This window comes from Megamonas funiformis (assembly GCF_010669225.1).
Lineage (GTDB): Bacteria > Bacillota > Negativicutes > Selenomonadales > Selenomonadaceae > Megamonas > Megamonas funiformis.
Genome location: NZ_CP048627.1, coordinates 1,460,099 through 1,474,107, shown reverse-complemented (window position 1 = coordinate 1,474,107; position 14,009 = coordinate 1,460,099). Strand labels below are relative to the sequence as shown.

19 protein-coding genes are annotated in these 14,009 nt (G+C 34.1%); all 19 read left to right on the top strand.

Annotation, left to right across the window (positions count from 1 at the left end; translation table 11 throughout):
• Positions 1–189: 189 nt before the first annotated feature.
• The 19 genes from GXM21_RS07465 to GXM21_RS07375 all read left to right on the top strand — a co-directional run bounded on the left by GXM21_RS07465 (position 190) and on the right by GXM21_RS07375 (position 13,986).
• Entirely contained in the window at positions 190–480 is a 291-nt protein-coding gene (locus tag GXM21_RS07465) for a VRR-NUC domain-containing protein (RefSeq protein ID WP_008537631.1), read from the top strand.
• On the top strand, positions 481–1,842 hold the full coding sequence (locus GXM21_RS07460) for an SNF2-related protein (RefSeq protein WP_008537632.1): 1,362 nt from the start codon (positions 481–483) through the stop codon (positions 1,840–1,842).
• Positions 1,843–1,987: 145 nt separating this feature from the next.
• Positions 1,988–2,203, top strand: coding sequence for a hypothetical protein (locus GXM21_RS07455; protein WP_008537633.1), 216 nt, complete (start codon positions 1,988–1,990; stop codon positions 2,201–2,203).
• Between the two features lie 165 nt (positions 2,204–2,368).
• Complete coding sequence (locus GXM21_RS07450; RefSeq protein WP_008537635.1) at positions 2,369–2,674, top strand: RlpA-like double-psi beta-barrel domain-containing protein; 306 nt, start codon at positions 2,369–2,371, stop codon at positions 2,672–2,674.
• Positions 2,675–2,849: 175 nt separating this feature from the next.
• Positions 2,850–3,530, top strand: a complete 681-nt coding sequence (gene terS / locus GXM21_RS07445) for a phage terminase small subunit (protein ID WP_008537636.1) — start codon at positions 2,850–2,852, stop codon at positions 3,528–3,530.
• Complete coding sequence (locus GXM21_RS07440) at positions 3,511–4,761, top strand: PBSX family phage terminase large subunit (protein WP_008537637.1); 1,251 nt, start codon at positions 3,511–3,513, stop codon at positions 4,759–4,761. Before terS ends, GXM21_RS07440 begins: the two co-directional genes overlap by 20 nt.
• 12 nt (positions 4,762–4,773) lie before the next feature.
• Complete coding sequence (locus GXM21_RS07435) at positions 4,774–6,180, top strand: phage portal protein (protein ID WP_008537639.1); 1,407 nt, start codon at positions 4,774–4,776, stop codon at positions 6,178–6,180.
• Positions 6,180–6,392: a hypothetical protein gene (locus tag GXM21_RS07430; RefSeq protein ID WP_008537640.1), complete on the top strand. Its 213-nt coding sequence runs from the start codon at positions 6,180–6,182 to the stop codon at positions 6,390–6,392. The genes GXM21_RS07435 and GXM21_RS07430 overlap by 1 nt, the downstream gene beginning before the upstream one ends.
• Before the next feature lie 4 nt (positions 6,393–6,396).
• Positions 6,397–6,879 (top strand): collagen-like protein, encoded by a 483-nt coding sequence (locus GXM21_RS13130; RefSeq protein WP_008537641.1) that lies wholly within the window; start codon positions 6,397–6,399, stop codon positions 6,877–6,879.
• A gap of 12 nt (positions 6,880–6,891) precedes the next feature.
• Positions 6,892–7,530, top strand: coding sequence for a phage scaffolding protein (locus GXM21_RS07420; RefSeq protein ID WP_008537642.1), 639 nt, complete (start codon positions 6,892–6,894; stop codon positions 7,528–7,530).
• Complete coding sequence (locus tag GXM21_RS07415) at positions 7,530–8,498, top strand: major capsid protein (RefSeq protein WP_008537643.1); 969 nt, start codon at positions 7,530–7,532, stop codon at positions 8,496–8,498. The genes GXM21_RS07420 and GXM21_RS07415 overlap by 1 nt, the downstream gene beginning before the upstream one ends.
• Before the next feature lie 9 nt (positions 8,499–8,507).
• Positions 8,508–10,382, top strand: coding sequence for a minor capsid protein (locus GXM21_RS07410; RefSeq protein ID WP_008537644.1), 1,875 nt, complete (start codon positions 8,508–8,510; stop codon positions 10,380–10,382).
• An 11-nt stretch (positions 10,383–10,393) separates the two neighbouring features.
• Positions 10,394–10,654 (top strand): hypothetical protein, encoded by a 261-nt coding sequence (locus GXM21_RS07405; protein ID WP_008537645.1) that lies wholly within the window; start codon positions 10,394–10,396, stop codon positions 10,652–10,654.
• 70 nt (positions 10,655–10,724) lie between these two features.
• A complete protein-coding gene (locus tag GXM21_RS07400; RefSeq protein ID WP_008537647.1) occupies positions 10,725–11,114 on the top strand; it encodes a head-tail connector protein in 390 nt (129 codons plus the stop codon).
• Positions 11,093–11,461: a hypothetical protein gene (locus GXM21_RS07395; RefSeq protein WP_039881310.1), complete on the top strand. Its 369-nt coding sequence runs from the start codon at positions 11,093–11,095 to the stop codon at positions 11,459–11,461. Before GXM21_RS07400 ends, GXM21_RS07395 begins: the two co-directional genes overlap by 22 nt.
• On the top strand, positions 11,458–11,856 hold the full coding sequence (locus GXM21_RS07390; RefSeq protein ID WP_008537648.1) for an HK97 gp10 family phage protein: 399 nt from the start codon (positions 11,458–11,460) through the stop codon (positions 11,854–11,856). The genes GXM21_RS07395 and GXM21_RS07390 overlap by 4 nt, the downstream gene beginning before the upstream one ends.
• Positions 11,853–12,293 (top strand): phage tail terminator family protein, encoded by a 441-nt coding sequence (locus GXM21_RS07385; RefSeq protein ID WP_039881311.1) that lies wholly within the window; start codon positions 11,853–11,855, stop codon positions 12,291–12,293. The genes GXM21_RS07390 and GXM21_RS07385 overlap by 4 nt, the downstream gene beginning before the upstream one ends.
• 12 nt (positions 12,294–12,305) lie before the next feature.
• On the top strand, positions 12,306–13,514 hold the full coding sequence (locus GXM21_RS07380; protein WP_008537650.1) for a phage tail sheath C-terminal domain-containing protein: 1,209 nt from the start codon (positions 12,306–12,308) through the stop codon (positions 13,512–13,514).
• Positions 13,515–13,527: 13 nt separating this feature from the next.
• Positions 13,528–13,986: a phage tail tube protein gene (locus GXM21_RS07375; protein ID WP_008537651.1), complete on the top strand. Its 459-nt coding sequence runs from the start codon at positions 13,528–13,530 to the stop codon at positions 13,984–13,986.
• Positions 13,987–14,009 lie beyond the last annotated feature (23 nt).

Sequence of the window (14,009 nt, the reverse complement as noted above, 5' to 3'; positions counted from 1 at the left end):
AAATTTAGTATGTGTGCTTAATAAATACTATAAAATAGGGTTTTCTGAGGTTTTGTATACTAAGTATACCAAATTTATAAATAGATTCACGAAATTAAGAAAATAAAAGACATATGTACATTATTTTCTTAATTTATATAGCTTATATAGAACAAAGTATACTTGGTATACCTAGAAAAAGAGTGAGTTATGTTAGAAAAACAAATTGAAAAATATTTTACAGATAAGTTGAAGAAATTGGGTTGTATTGTTTGGAAATTTACTAGCCCAGGGACGGCGGGCGTACCGGATAGAATAGTAATCATGCCGTATGGGAAAGTAGTTTTCGTGGAATTGAAAGCACCAAATAAAAGCCCTAGAGAAATACAATGGGAACGTATAAAGCAATTAATAAATCATGGTGTAGACGTATGGGTAATAAGTAGTAAAGACCATGTTGAGTTATTTATAAATGAGTATAGCAAAGAAGGTGATTTATGATTGAAATACGAGCCAAGAGTTTATCAAAAATATGCCACAGACAAAATAATAAATAATGAAGCTATTGCTTTAATGCTGGATATGGGTATGGGAAAAACAGTATCCACCTTAACAGCAATATCTGAGCTTATGTATGATTATTGGGTAGTAAATAAAGTATTAGTGATAGCACCAAAAAGAGTAGCACAAGTAACATGGCAAGATGAAATAAACCAGTGGGAACATCTAAAAGATTTGCGAGTATCTGTAATTTGTGGTGATTTAAAACAGCGAAAAAAAGCATTAAATATGCAGGCAGATATATATACTATCAACCGTGAAAATATCGGCTGGTTAGTAGATAGTTTAGGTAAAAAGTGGGATTTTGATATGGTGGTGATAGATGAATCATCGTCATTTAAAAATCATCGTAGTCAGCGATTTCGAGCATTGAAAAGAATAAGACCTTTTATCAAACGTATAGTAGAACTAACTGGAACGCCAGCACCAAATGGACTCATGGACTTATGGAGTCAAATATATTTATTAGATGGTGGTAAAAGGTTAGGTAAGACTATAACACAATATCGTAAAAATTATTTTAGGCCCGCACAAACAAATGGTCATGTGGTTTTTAGTTATGAAACCTTACCGCATGCAGAACAGGAAATATATAGCAAAATATCAGATATCTGTGTAAGTCTAAAATCAGGTGATTATCTTGATTTGCCACCAGTTATTTATAATCAGGTATCTATTAAATTACCAAAAAACATCATGTCAAAGTACTATGAATTTGAACGAGAATTAGTATTAAGTATGTCTGATGAAATAATTACAGCAAGTAGTGCAGGCGTTTTAACAGGTAAGTTATTACAATTTGCAAGCGGAGCTATTTATGATGAAGGTAGAAATATTATAAATATCCATGATTATAAACTTGATGCTTTAGAAGAAATACAAGTTGATAACATAGGCAAAAATCTTATGGTCATTTATTGGTATCAGCATGATAAAGATAAGATATTAAAAAGATTTCCTAAAGCTAGAGTATTACAGAATATACAAGATTTGCGAGATTGGAATAATGGCAAAATAGAAATGGGTTTACTTCATCCAGCTAGTGCAGGTCACGGTTTAAATTTACAGCATGGCGGAAATATTGTTATTTGGTATAGCATTACATGGAATTTAGAACTATATCAACAAGCAAATAAACGATTGCATAGACCAGGGCAAAAAGAAAAAGTAGTTATACATCATTTAATCGCTAAAGATACTGAAGATGAGAGAGTAATGCAAGCACTTTCAGATAAAGCAAATGGTCAGCAATCAATGATGGAAGCAGTAAAAGCTAAAATAGCTAAATATATGAAAGGGTGATAATTATGTCGTGTAAATATAGTTATTTTGATGATGGCATCTTTTTATGCAGTCTTAGGCGACATAAACAACAATGTATTTTAGGAAAACCCGATTTGAAAAAATGTATGGCTAATGGATATAAAAAATATAAAGAAGGGATAAAATGCAAAAATACGAACAAAATATCCTAACAAATTCTGGTCATTGTAGTGATCCAGTAGCTAATAAAGTAATAAATAAAGGTAGATTAGGATTTTGTCAAAGAGTAGTTAATTTATTTGTAAAGTTTCTTAGTAGAAGAAGATATATGGTGCTTAATTTAGTTATTAGAGATGTAAAAGATAAAAAAACATATAAAGCAAAGGATTTTGATTTATGAGAATACCAACAAGATATGAACTAAAACAAATGGAACGTGAACAAGATAAAAAATATATTTTAGGAACTTGTATAATTTTTGTGCTTGTAGGAATAAGCTTAATTTTAATTGGATAATTTAAAGGGTAGCTTTTGGCTACCCTATTAGTATTTGGAGGATTAATGTATGTGTAAGGATATTTTGTGTAATATTTGTTTAACTTATGAAGGTAAAGCTGTGCATATGCAGGCTAAAGGCGATTATTTTAAATGCCCTGAATGTGGAGCTGAATTGTGGCCACAAGATATGAATTTTGCCAATCATTGGGAAAAAGAACGACAACAAAATTTAATGTATAAGGCAATGAGCTTACAAGAAGGAGAACAGATAAAAGGTGGCGTTAATAACGGCAAAGGTAGACGAAAAGCTAATAATAAAAAGACTTTAGCACAAATAAATGCGGGTTTATCAATAAATTTTGAATCTCGATAATTGTTATTTTTTGACAAATGTGTTATACTACATTTACTTGGTAGTGTATCTACTTTTAAATAAGCCATCCATTTAAGGGATTGGCTTATTTTTTTTGCAGGAATAGACATATTGGTGTCGAAAATTCTCTAAAAAAATAAAATGTTTCATACAAAAATTAGGTGGTGAGGGAGGAATGGCGTATGATGAAAAAATAAAGAAAATGATACGCAAAGCGTATCAAAATGGAACTAATTTTGAGGAGATTTCTAAGCAATATAAAATTGCTGTAAGTACTGTTAAACGTTGGGCTTATAGAGATAAATGGGTACAAAAAAATGATACGAAAAATAAAACTGAAACAAAACGAAATTTGAAAAAAATATGTGTTGGAAAATTGCAAAATACTAATGCAGTAAAACATGGTTTATTTTCAAAATATTTACCAGAAGAAACGCTGGAGTTGGTCGGCAGTATTGAAAATATGTCGCCAATAGATATTTTATGGGAAAATATTTGTCTTAAATATGCAGCAATCATACGTTCACAAAAATTAATGTACGTAGAGGATGCTAATGACTGTACAAAAAGAATAACTTTAGAAGGTGAAGCTATAGCTTATCAATACACAGAAGCCTACGAAAAACAGGCTTCTTTTTTAATTGCACAATCAAGGGCTATGGGGACACTGATGAACCTTATTAAGCAATATGAAGAACTTTGTCGTTCGGATTTTGCAACAGAAGAACAAAAGTTACGTATTGAAAAACTTAAAACAGAAATATCTAAGGTAAAAGAAGATGAGCCTATAAAAGCTACAATTATAGATAATATTCCTGATGTAGAGGTGAAAACGAGTGCAGATAAATTTGAATGACTTGATAGCACCAATCTTTTATAAGCTTCATCATCAAGTGAAAAATCACGAATATACTCACTATTGGCTTCGAGGTGGTCGAGGTAGTACAAAATCATCATATATTAGCATTGAAATTATAATTGGCATGATGAAAAATTCAAATTACAATGCAATCGTTTTTCGTAAAGTTGGACATTATTTAAAAGAAAGTGTCTTTGAACAGCTTATATGGGCAATAGATAAATTAAACGTGTCTAACTTTTGGAAAATAAGTCTTTCACCACTTGGACTGACTTATAAACCTACAGGTCAACGTATTATTTTTCGCGGCTGTGATGATCCTAAAAAATCTAAATCAGTAAAACTTCGCAAAGGCTATTTTGCTTACTGCTGGTATGAGGAATTGGACGAGTTCACAGGTATGAATGAAATAGATACATTAAATCAATCTATTCTTCGTGGTGGTGATAAGTTTTGGGTATTTTATTCATTTAATCCACCTAAAAGTAAAAATGCTTGGGTGAATTATGAAGCTACTAACCCAAGACCAGATAAAATTGTTCATACTTCTTGTTATTTAGATGTCCCGCAAAATTGGTTAGGTCCACAATTTCTAATTGAAGCTGAAACTTGTAAAATACAAAATTATAAAAAATATCTACATGAATTCATTGGTAAAGCAATTGGTACAGGTGGAAATGTCTTTGAAAATGTAGAAGAAAAGACTATAACTGATGAAATGATTAATGGCTTTAAAACTATAAGACATGGCATTGATTTTGGTTTTGCAGTGGATGCATTTGCTTATGTTCAAGGTGCATATGATGGTAAATATTATGATTTGTATTTATTTGATGAAGTTTATCAGATAAAACTTACTAATGAATTAGCAGCTAAGAAAATAAAGCCTAAGCTTATGAGATATGAGTATAGCGTAATTATGGCAGATAGTGCGGAGCCAAAGAGCATTGTAACGCTTAGAAATTTAGGTCTTAATGTTTATGGTGCTAAAAAAGGACCTGATAGCGTTAATTATGGAATGAAATGGCTTCAGAGCTTAAATCACATATATATTGACCGGCAAAAATGTCCGAATACGTATAAAGAATTTGTGAATTATGAATATGAGCGAAATAAGGATGGTGAATTTATATCTGCTTATCCTGATAAAAACAATCATACGATTGATGCCTGTAGATATGCTTTTATAAACGATATGCCGGTTAGAAATAAAAAAAGTTTTTGGTGAGGAGGTGAAAAAATGGATTTAGACGTAGCCAAAAAGTTAATTTCTAATTATGTAGCTGGTCATTGCGATTTTGTTACGAAAGCTGATGTGGCTGAACGTTATTACAAAGTTGAAAATGATATTTTGTTTTATAAGGAACATTGTCCTGATGAGTTAAAAAATCCACTTCGAAGTGCAGATAATCGGGTACCATTCAGTTTTTATAATTTATTAGTAAATCAAAAAGCTAGTTATCTATTCACTTATCCACCAATCTTTGATACGAAAGATAATGACTTAAACACTTTAATTGTAGATACACTAGGCGATGATTATGCTAAAAAGTGCAAGGATTTATGTGTAAATGCTTCTAATAGTGGCATGGCATGGTTACATTATTGGGACGATAATGAAAAAGGATTTTGTTATGCTGTTGTTCCATCAACACAAGTCATACCAGTATGGTCCAAGAAACTAAATAAAAAGCTTTTGGCAGTTTTAAGATATTATACAGATATTGATGATGATGGAATCAGCTGGACAATATATGAATATTGGACAGATACACAATGTCAAGCATTTAGGCGCCGTAATGGTAAGGAGTATTCTATAAGAAATGATTTAATGGATTATCCAATGTTTTTTTACGATATTCCCACAGCAAATGATAATAGTTATTCTAATATTTACACTCACAACATGGGTGTAGTTCCTTTTATTCCATTTGCTAATAATAATTTGCAAACATTGGACCTCGATAATATAAAAAAGCTAATTGATAGTTACGATAAAACTTATAGTGGTTTCGTAAATGACCTTGAAGATATTCAGCAAGTTCTTTTTGTACTAACCAATTATGGCGGAATGCGTGAAGAAGGCGTAAAAGGTATTGTTGATTTTCTGCGTAAGCTAAAAAAATATAAAACAATTAATCTTGATAGTGCTGGTACTGGCGACCAAAGTGGTCTTTCTACAATAACAATAGAAATACCAGTAGAAGCAAGAAAAGAACTTTTAGAAATAACAAGAAAAGCTATTTTTTCTATGGGGCAGGGTATAGATCCTCAGCAGCAGAGTTTTGATAGTACTAGCGGAGAAGCTATGAAGTTTCTATATTCACTTTTAGAGCTTAAAGCAGGGCTTATGGAAACGGAATTTCGCCTAGGCTTTGGTGAACTTGTTCGCGCTATCTGTCGCTATCACAATAAGGATGTTAAAAATATCATCCAGACATGGACCAGAAACGCTATAAGGAGTGAAAGTGAGCTTGTAGATATTTGCAGTAAATCCAAAGGCATCATATCCGATAAAACTATTATAAAAAATCACCCTCTTGTTGATGACCCGGAACAGGAAGAAAAACAGATAGCCAAAGAGCAGAAGGAACAACAGGATATTTATAATGATGACGGTTATAACGGCAAAGGTGGTGATGAATAATGTATAAATGGATGAAAGAGTATTACACGGCTTTCGGCAAGGATTTCCCGTTCAGTAAAGTAGCGGATTTGAATGAATATGAAATAATCCGCATTATCCAGTATTGTATCAAGACCAATACGGAATATACCGAAAGTACAGAGGAAGATATTACCGAAGCTGTAGTCGGCGAGGCAAAAGTTAATAAATCCAAAACAGGAAAGGAAGAATAAAACTATGTATACAAAACATGATTGGCAGGACGGAGAACTTATTACAAAAACTCTGATGAATAATATGGAAGCAGGCATTGAAGATGCCAATAATCGAGCTATGACACCGGGTCCGGCTGGAGCTGACGGTAAATCCGCTTTTGATATTTGGAAAGAACAGGAAGGCAATGCCGATAAAACGGAAACGGACTTCTTAAATTCGCTCAAGGGTGAAAAGGGAGATAAAGGCGACACTGGCGAACAAGGACCAAAAGGCGATAAGGGTGAAAAAGGTGATACAGGTGCTCAAGGTCCGCAGGGCGAAAAAGGCGATACAGGAGAGCAGGGCCCTGCCGGCAAGGATGGCGCAGCTGGTGCTAAAGGTGATACAGGTGCAAAAATTACATCTATCGAGATTAATGTTAACGGTACAGCAATTACCGGCACAGCACATTTAGATGATGAAAGTACGGCATCTATTACGGGCACATATACAGCCGGAGAATAAAGGAGATAAACAATGAATGTTGAAGAATATATTGCTTCGTTAAATCTTGACGGTGAAGCTAAGAAAAAAGCTACTGAAGGTTTAAAGAACTTTTTAAAAGATAATTATGTAGAAAAAGCAAAATTTGATGAAGTCGCTACAGCCAAATCCAATCTGGAAACGCAGATTAAAGAGCGCGACAAACAGCTTGAAATGTTGAAAAAGACAGCTGGCGATAAGGAAAAACTTGAAGCTACGATTAAACAGTTGCAGGAAGATAACAAATCCGCAAAAACAAAGTACGAAACGGATTTGAAAAATCTCCGTATTGACAGCGCAGTAAAGCTAAAATTAAGCGGCACAGCGCAAGATGTGGATATCGTAGCTGGTTTGATTGATAAAACTAAATTAATTGTTGGAGATGATGGCTCCATTACAGGCTTAGATGAACAGATTAATCCTCTGAAACAATCTAAGCCTTTCTTATTTAAAGAAATAAAATCAAAAGGTGGGAGCTATGACCCTGCTAGTGGAGCTGGAGGGAATACAGTTAATCCATTTAAGAAAGAAACATTTAATTTGACAGAGCAAGGTAAATTATTTAAAGAAAATCCTGCACTTGCAAAATCTTTAGCACAGGAAGCAGGTATTAGTATTGGGGGTATTAATTAATGGCAACAACATTATCTGATATTATCGTACCAGAACTATTTAATCCTTATGTAATTCAACGTTCTATGGAATTATCTGCACTTTACCAAAGCGGAATTGTTAGTAATAATGCAGAGTTTGACCGCTTGGCAAGTGAGCCGGCACCAATCCACCATATGCCATTTTTTGAAGATTTGACAGGAGATGCTGAAATTGTAATTGAAGGAAATAAGTTAACACCTGCTAAAATTACATCTAATCAAGATGTATCTACTACTATTCGTCTTGCTAAAGCTTGGGCTGCTACAGATTTATCCGCACAACTATCTGGAAAAGACCCTATGGAAGCTATTGCAACACTTGTTGCTAAATATTGGGAACGTCAACGACAAAAAGTATTACTTCGTATTCTTAAGGGCGTTTTTTCGTCTGAAAAAATGAAAGCAGAACATGTATATGATGTATCTAGTAAGGCTGGTAAACTTGCCAATATTTCTGCTTCTGCTTTTATTGACGCCCTTCAACTTTTAGGAGATGCACAAGACCAACTTACAGGTGTAATTATGCACTCTAAAACAAAATCTTATTTAAAACAGCAAAACCTCATTTCTACAGAAAGAGATAGTAATTCTGTAGAATTTGAAACATATCAAGACCGTAGAGTAATTGTAGATGATGGTTGCCCTCTTGATGGTGATGTATACACAACTTATCTTTTTGGACAGGGAGCTATTGCATTAGGTAATGGCAGTCCAGAAGGTTTTGTTGCTACCGAAACTGACCGAGAAAAATTAATGGGTTCTGGTATTGATTATCTTATCAATCGTCAGTGCTTTATTATGCACCCTAGAGGTATTAAATGGACTAATACAGCACGAGCTAATGTAGAAACTCCTACATTTAAAGAACTTGAAAATCCTACAAACTGGGAACGAGTTTATGATAAAAAACAAATTCGTATGGTAGCCTTTAAGCATAAAGTGGGATAGTATTTTATTATGGATAGTGAAAGCTATTGGATAAAACGAGCCGAAGAGCGTGAACAAGAATGGAATAAAAAGTCTAAAGGTACTATTGAAAAAGAGCTTGCTAATTATTATAAGCAGGCTCTTTTACGTATTGAAGATGATATTGCTGTTTTGTATGGTAGATTTGCTAAAGATAATAAATTAACATATGCTGAAGCTAGTAAAATGCTTACAAGTAATGAATTTAAGCAATGGCAAATGTCTATGGAAGATTATTTGAACGCTATTACAGATAGTAAAGATAATAAATTACTATTAGAGCTGAATACATTGGTTATGCGTAAGCGTATTTCAAGATTAGACAAATTATATGGCGATACATTAAAAAATCTTTATAAGCTTGGTACTGAAACTGAGAAAAGTATTACTGAATTTTTAACAGATGCCTATAAAGATAATTATTATAAAAACTTATTTGATGTTGGTAAAAGTATTAATATTAAATCATCAGCAATAGAAGTTGACGATAAAAAAATTAGTAAAGTATTAAATAGTTCATGGTCTGGCAAAAATTATAGTGAGCGTATTTGGAAAAATACCAATAACTTAGCTAAATTAATTAAACATGAAATTACAGATGGCTTTCATCGTGGTGTATCAATTCAAAAAATGTCTAATTTGGTGCAGGAGCGTATGAATGTAGGTAGGTATGAAGCTACTAGATTAGTACGTACAGAAATGAATTATGTACAAAATCAAGCCAGCTTAGATAGTATCAAAGAAGCAGAAATGAAATATTTTATATTTCTAGCTACTCTTGATAAAAAAACGTCTACATTGTGTCGTAGCCATGATAGGAAGATTTACCCTATAGATGAAGCACAAGCTGGAAACAATATGCCACCACTTCATCCTCACTGCCGTTCAACGATTGCAGGTAATTTAACCGATTATGATACAGGTCGCGGCAAACGAACGGCGAAAAATAAAGACGGCAAGCGAATTATCATCCCTGCCGCTATGAATTATGATGATTACTACAAAGTCTATATTGAAAAATCCATGTCATTCAGTCAGTGGGAAAAAGCACACAAAAAGCTGACAGTTAACGCTAATAAACCGACACTTAAAGAATTAATCAAAAATACGGATATAAAAAGTTGTACAAAAGATGATATTATCAATATCGGACGAAACGTATGCGAACAGTTTGATATTAAAAATAAAATCGGCGATAAAAAAGCCTTAAAAGAAGTATTCAGCAATTTCCGTGAAATGGGCGGCAAACTTTCATCGGAACAATGGGCAAAAGGAAGTAACAAAATTACTAAACAACAACTTAGTGAAGCATTTTCCTATTATCCAAAAGACTGGGTAAATTATTTAACTGATAGCGGAAAAAAACTGTATACTTTAATAACCAATAGAGGATTTTTTAATGAAGGAGCTGTTATGGCTAATGGTAAATATTATGCTACAAAGTTTCCAGACTACAAAACAGGTTATGTATCAATTCATATGAACGGAATGCGCAAAACAACACCTTACCATGAAATAGGTCATTATGTTGAATATTTCAATAAAAATGCTCTTAGAATATCTAAAGAGTTTTTAAAAGACCGTACTAAAGATGAAAAATCTGTACTGTTAAGAGAAATTCTTTTCAATTCAAGATATAAGAAGGATGAAACAACTAAGCCGGATGATTTTATAAGCCCTTATATCGGTAAGGACTATCCAGATGCTTCCGAAGTATTAAGCGTGGGGTTAGAATTAGTATTTGAACCAACGAAGCAACTGAAAAAAGTCGAACTTATCAATGGCGAATATAAGCCTATTTATGCTACAATAAAAGATGATATAGAATTTTTGTATTTAATTATAGGATTAATATTGAAAGCATAAAGAGGGATATAATGTGGACAAAATATAAAGCCTTTGGTGAGGAATATGCAAAAGCATTGGCGCGATTTGATGAGGCATATGATAAATATTTAAAAAAATTTGGTGAAAATTCTCTTGACCGTGTACTTTTAAGCGAACCTTTAATACACCAACCAACAAAACTTGATGTTAATGAGACAAATAGGGATACTAGAATGCTTGAAGAAGCAATAGAAAATAATAAACCGCTAGAACAGATACCGAAAGAAATATGGGAAAAAATGATATTTTAAAAGATAATTTTTAGCACTTGCAGAAATGTGAGTGCTTTTCTTATGCCTAAATTTAGAAAGAAGGGATAATATGACACCTGCCGAAGCAGTAGCGGATATTACTGCCAAAATAAAAACAATCCGCGGCGATACTAAAATCGACGAGGCTGTACTTAGTATTTATGTTGAAAAACTTGTCAGCGACATACTTGATTACTGCCACAGGGACGATTTTCCGCGCGCTTTAACGTTCACCTGCGTGGATTTAATAAATAAACGTATTAGCGACGAACAGACGGCGGCGGAAGGAGCGGCACAGCTTAAAAGTATTGAAGCCGGTGATACTAAGTTTGAATTTAATGTGGCGGCGGCGATTTCTTCCGGTGTTTTAAATGACTTGGATTTTGACAGTATCAAGCCAAAATTGAATTTATATCGAAAGATTGCGGGGTTTTGCTCATGCCGATACCATCACAATTAAACAATCTGCTTAGTAAATATATGTATCATGACAATGTTACCGTCTGCCGTCAAACTAATACTATTGATGATGAAGGCGCAGATGATTATGCGGTGCAGGAAATTTACAGCGATATTCCCTGCAAATTGTATCAGAGCGGTAAACCTTTTACCGTGCAGAATACGGACAGACAGGTGGATATTATCACGGATTTAAAATTATTTCTGCCACCGCAATATGATGTTCTGCCTAACGATATTTTGAAAATATCCCGCAATGGGCAGGAATTTTTATTGAACGTTGTAAAATCGTTTAAGTACAAATCACATCAGGAAGTAACGGTAAAGCGAAATGATGAAGCAAGATGAGTGTTGAAATTGAGGGTATTGACGATTTTATCGCTAAACTTGATAATGCTGTAAAAAAGATACCGAAAAAACGCAATGAATTTGTAAAAAAATCTGCTGAAAATCTTATTAAATATACAAAAGATTTAACTCCTGTTGATACCGGTAATTTGAAAAATAATTGGCAGCGCACGCGCCCGTATATGGGCAGTATAAAAGTCTATAATAACACGGAATATGCTGCACATATGGAATACGGACACCGTGTAAAAAACCGCAAAGGCGAATGGGTAAAAGACGAAAACGGCAAAATAAAATTTGTTAAGGGCGTTTATATGCTTCATCAGGGAGTTGAAGAATTGAGGGATAATTTCGAGGAAGACGCTAAACTGATTATAGGTGATATATTTAAATGATTAGACTACTTGATATAAAAAAGGAGCTAACAGCTCTTTTGAAATCCAAATTCGATTATAAGGTTCATTTCGATAATGTAGAAAAATCGAGTGAACCTTATTTTTATGTCGAAATGATGCCACGGCGCAAAACAGTTGATGAATTTTTAACGGATAAATCTATACAGATTGATATAATGTTGGTTTTGCTTTCAGATGAATACGGCAGGATAAAGAGGTCTATTTTATACGATACGGCTGATACCTTAGACAGCTTAATCAGACCTGTATTTCACATAAAGGATAGGTGCATTACCGTTCTTGAAAGTCAAACACGATTTGTTGATGAAGTTCTGCATTATGTTTTTTATCTTGATTTTGCGGATTGTTTAACCGATAAAGAAAGTTCTGCTATTATGTATGATTTAATGCAAACGCTAGAACTTAATTTAAAATAGGAGATGATTTTAATGGCTAACGAAAAAGAAATATTCGGTATGCCGAAAGTACTTATAACTTTTAAAACAAAATCTACAACAGCAATTGCCCGTTCTGCCCGCGGCATTGTGGCCATGATTTTGAAAAACGAAACAACGGACGTTATGAAATCTTATAAAATTTCCGATATCACAGATATTCCGGATAAAGGACTTACGGATAAAAATGTCGATTTAATTAAAAAATGTCTGCTCGGTACGCCGCTACGTATTTTAGTATATACAATTCCGGATGATACTGTAGCAGAGCCGACAGTAAATCAGTCTTACGTACTTAAACAGATTAGCAATATTAAATGGAATTATATTTGCGCACCGACAGCTTCCGGCAGTGAACAGGAAGATTTGGACAGCTGGATTAAAACGCAGCGTAGTAATAAATATAAAACATTTAAAGCTGTACTTGCCAACATGGCAGCTGATGACAAGGGCATTATTAATTTTTGTACAGGAGATATCAAGGTACCTAATCCCGATTACGTGGAAGATGCCACTGAAACACCTGCGGCAATTATCGGCGAAGCTATTGTAGGAGATAGTACTGTAGCAAATGACGATACGGTTAAGCCATATACTATTTACACGGCGACGGAATACACGGCACGTATTGCCGGCATTTTGGCGGGACTTAGTCTGGATAGAAGTGCAACATATTATCAATTGCCTGAAGTTGAAAGCGTAGAAACGTATGAAGATATTGACAGCTTAATTGATAAAGGACAACTGTTACTCGTTGATGAAGGTGACGGCGACGGCGTTAAAATTGCCCGTGCCTGCAACAGTCTTACGACATTTACAACTGACGTGGGTCAGGATTTCCGTTCCATAAAAATTGTTGAATGCATCGACATGATAACGGATGATATTCGTGATACGTTCAAATCGGATTATGTCGGCAAAGTGATAAATGATTATAATCATAAAATGCTGTTTATTTCGGCTATAATGGTTTATTTTAGCGGCTTAAAAGGAAATGTACTGGATAATAGTCCTACGGCGCAAAATACTGTTGATATAGATGAGGAACAGCAGAAAAATTATGCAATATTGAAAGGTGAAGATGTCGCTGAAATGACAGTACAGCAAATTCGCGAATATAATACGGGAACCAATGTTTATTTAACAGGCCGTATTACGCCGGTTAACGCTATGGAAGATTTGACGATTGATTTTACTATGTAAAGGAGAGTTATAAATGGGAAGAGAAGCAGAAGCTGTAAAATACAGAGGACGCCGCCGCTGGAACGGCAGCTGGGGAAAAGTATGGTGGGACAATGAGCTTTTGTTTGAAATTCAGAAGTTTGAAGCAAAGGTAACCGCCGACCGTGAAGATGTATTTATTTCTATCAGTAAAGATAGTAAAATCGTATCTTTAACCGGTGAACTTTCCTTTACAATTAAATCCGTTGTGAACAGAAATATTAATAAGTATCTTGAAGCATGGAAACAGGGGCTTGACCCGCGCGGCACCTTTATCGGTTTGATTGATGACCCGGATGCTGTGGATGGACAGAAAGAACGCTGTTCTATTGATAATGTCTGGTTTAATGACTTGCTCTTGATGAGTTTTGAAAAAGGCAAAGTCGTGGAAAAAGAATTTACGGCAGGATTTACACCTGAAGATGCATCTTTCATTGAAACTATCGGTGCATAATTATTTTTAATAAGGAGATTATA

Excerpts from the sequence above, each read along its gene's own strand:
- GXM21_RS07465 (WP_008537631.1), top strand. The coding sequence starts at position 190 with ATGTTAGAAAAACAAATTGAAAAATATTTTACAGATAAGTTGAAGAAA.
- GXM21_RS07455 (WP_008537633.1), top strand. The coding sequence starts at position 1,988 with ATGCAAAAATACGAACAAAATATCCTAACAAATTCTGGTCATTGTAGT.
- GXM21_RS07450 (WP_008537635.1), top strand. The coding sequence starts at position 2,369 with ATGTGTAAGGATATTTTGTGTAATATTTGTTTAACTTATGAAGGTAAA.
- terS (WP_008537636.1), top strand. The coding sequence starts at position 2,850 with ATGGCGTATGATGAAAAAATAAAGAAAATGATACGCAAAGCGTATCAA.
- GXM21_RS07435 (WP_008537639.1), top strand. The coding sequence starts at position 4,774 with ATGGATTTAGACGTAGCCAAAAAGTTAATTTCTAATTATGTAGCTGGT.
- GXM21_RS07430 (WP_008537640.1), top strand. The coding sequence starts at position 6,180 with ATGTATAAATGGATGAAAGAGTATTACACGGCTTTCGGCAAGGATTTC.
- GXM21_RS13130 (WP_008537641.1), top strand. The coding sequence starts at position 6,397 with ATGTATACAAAACATGATTGGCAGGACGGAGAACTTATTACAAAAACT.
- GXM21_RS07420 (WP_008537642.1), top strand. The coding sequence starts at position 6,892 with ATGAATGTTGAAGAATATATTGCTTCGTTAAATCTTGACGGTGAAGCT.
- GXM21_RS07415 (WP_008537643.1), top strand. The coding sequence starts at position 7,530 with ATGGCAACAACATTATCTGATATTATCGTACCAGAACTATTTAATCCT.
- GXM21_RS07410 (WP_008537644.1), top strand. The coding sequence starts at position 8,508 with ATGGATAGTGAAAGCTATTGGATAAAACGAGCCGAAGAGCGTGAACAA.
- GXM21_RS07405 (WP_008537645.1), top strand. The coding sequence starts at position 10,394 with ATGTGGACAAAATATAAAGCCTTTGGTGAGGAATATGCAAAAGCATTG.
- GXM21_RS07400 (WP_008537647.1), top strand. The coding sequence starts at position 10,725 with ATGACACCTGCCGAAGCAGTAGCGGATATTACTGCCAAAATAAAAACA.
- GXM21_RS07395 (WP_039881310.1), top strand. The coding sequence starts at position 11,093 with ATGCCGATACCATCACAATTAAACAATCTGCTTAGTAAATATATGTAT.
- GXM21_RS07390 (WP_008537648.1), top strand. The coding sequence starts at position 11,458 with ATGAGTGTTGAAATTGAGGGTATTGACGATTTTATCGCTAAACTTGAT.
- GXM21_RS07385 (WP_039881311.1), top strand. The coding sequence starts at position 11,853 with ATGATTAGACTACTTGATATAAAAAAGGAGCTAACAGCTCTTTTGAAA.
- GXM21_RS07380 (WP_008537650.1), top strand. The coding sequence starts at position 12,306 with ATGGCTAACGAAAAAGAAATATTCGGTATGCCGAAAGTACTTATAACT.
- GXM21_RS07375 (WP_008537651.1), top strand. The coding sequence starts at position 13,528 with ATGGGAAGAGAAGCAGAAGCTGTAAAATACAGAGGACGCCGCCGCTGG.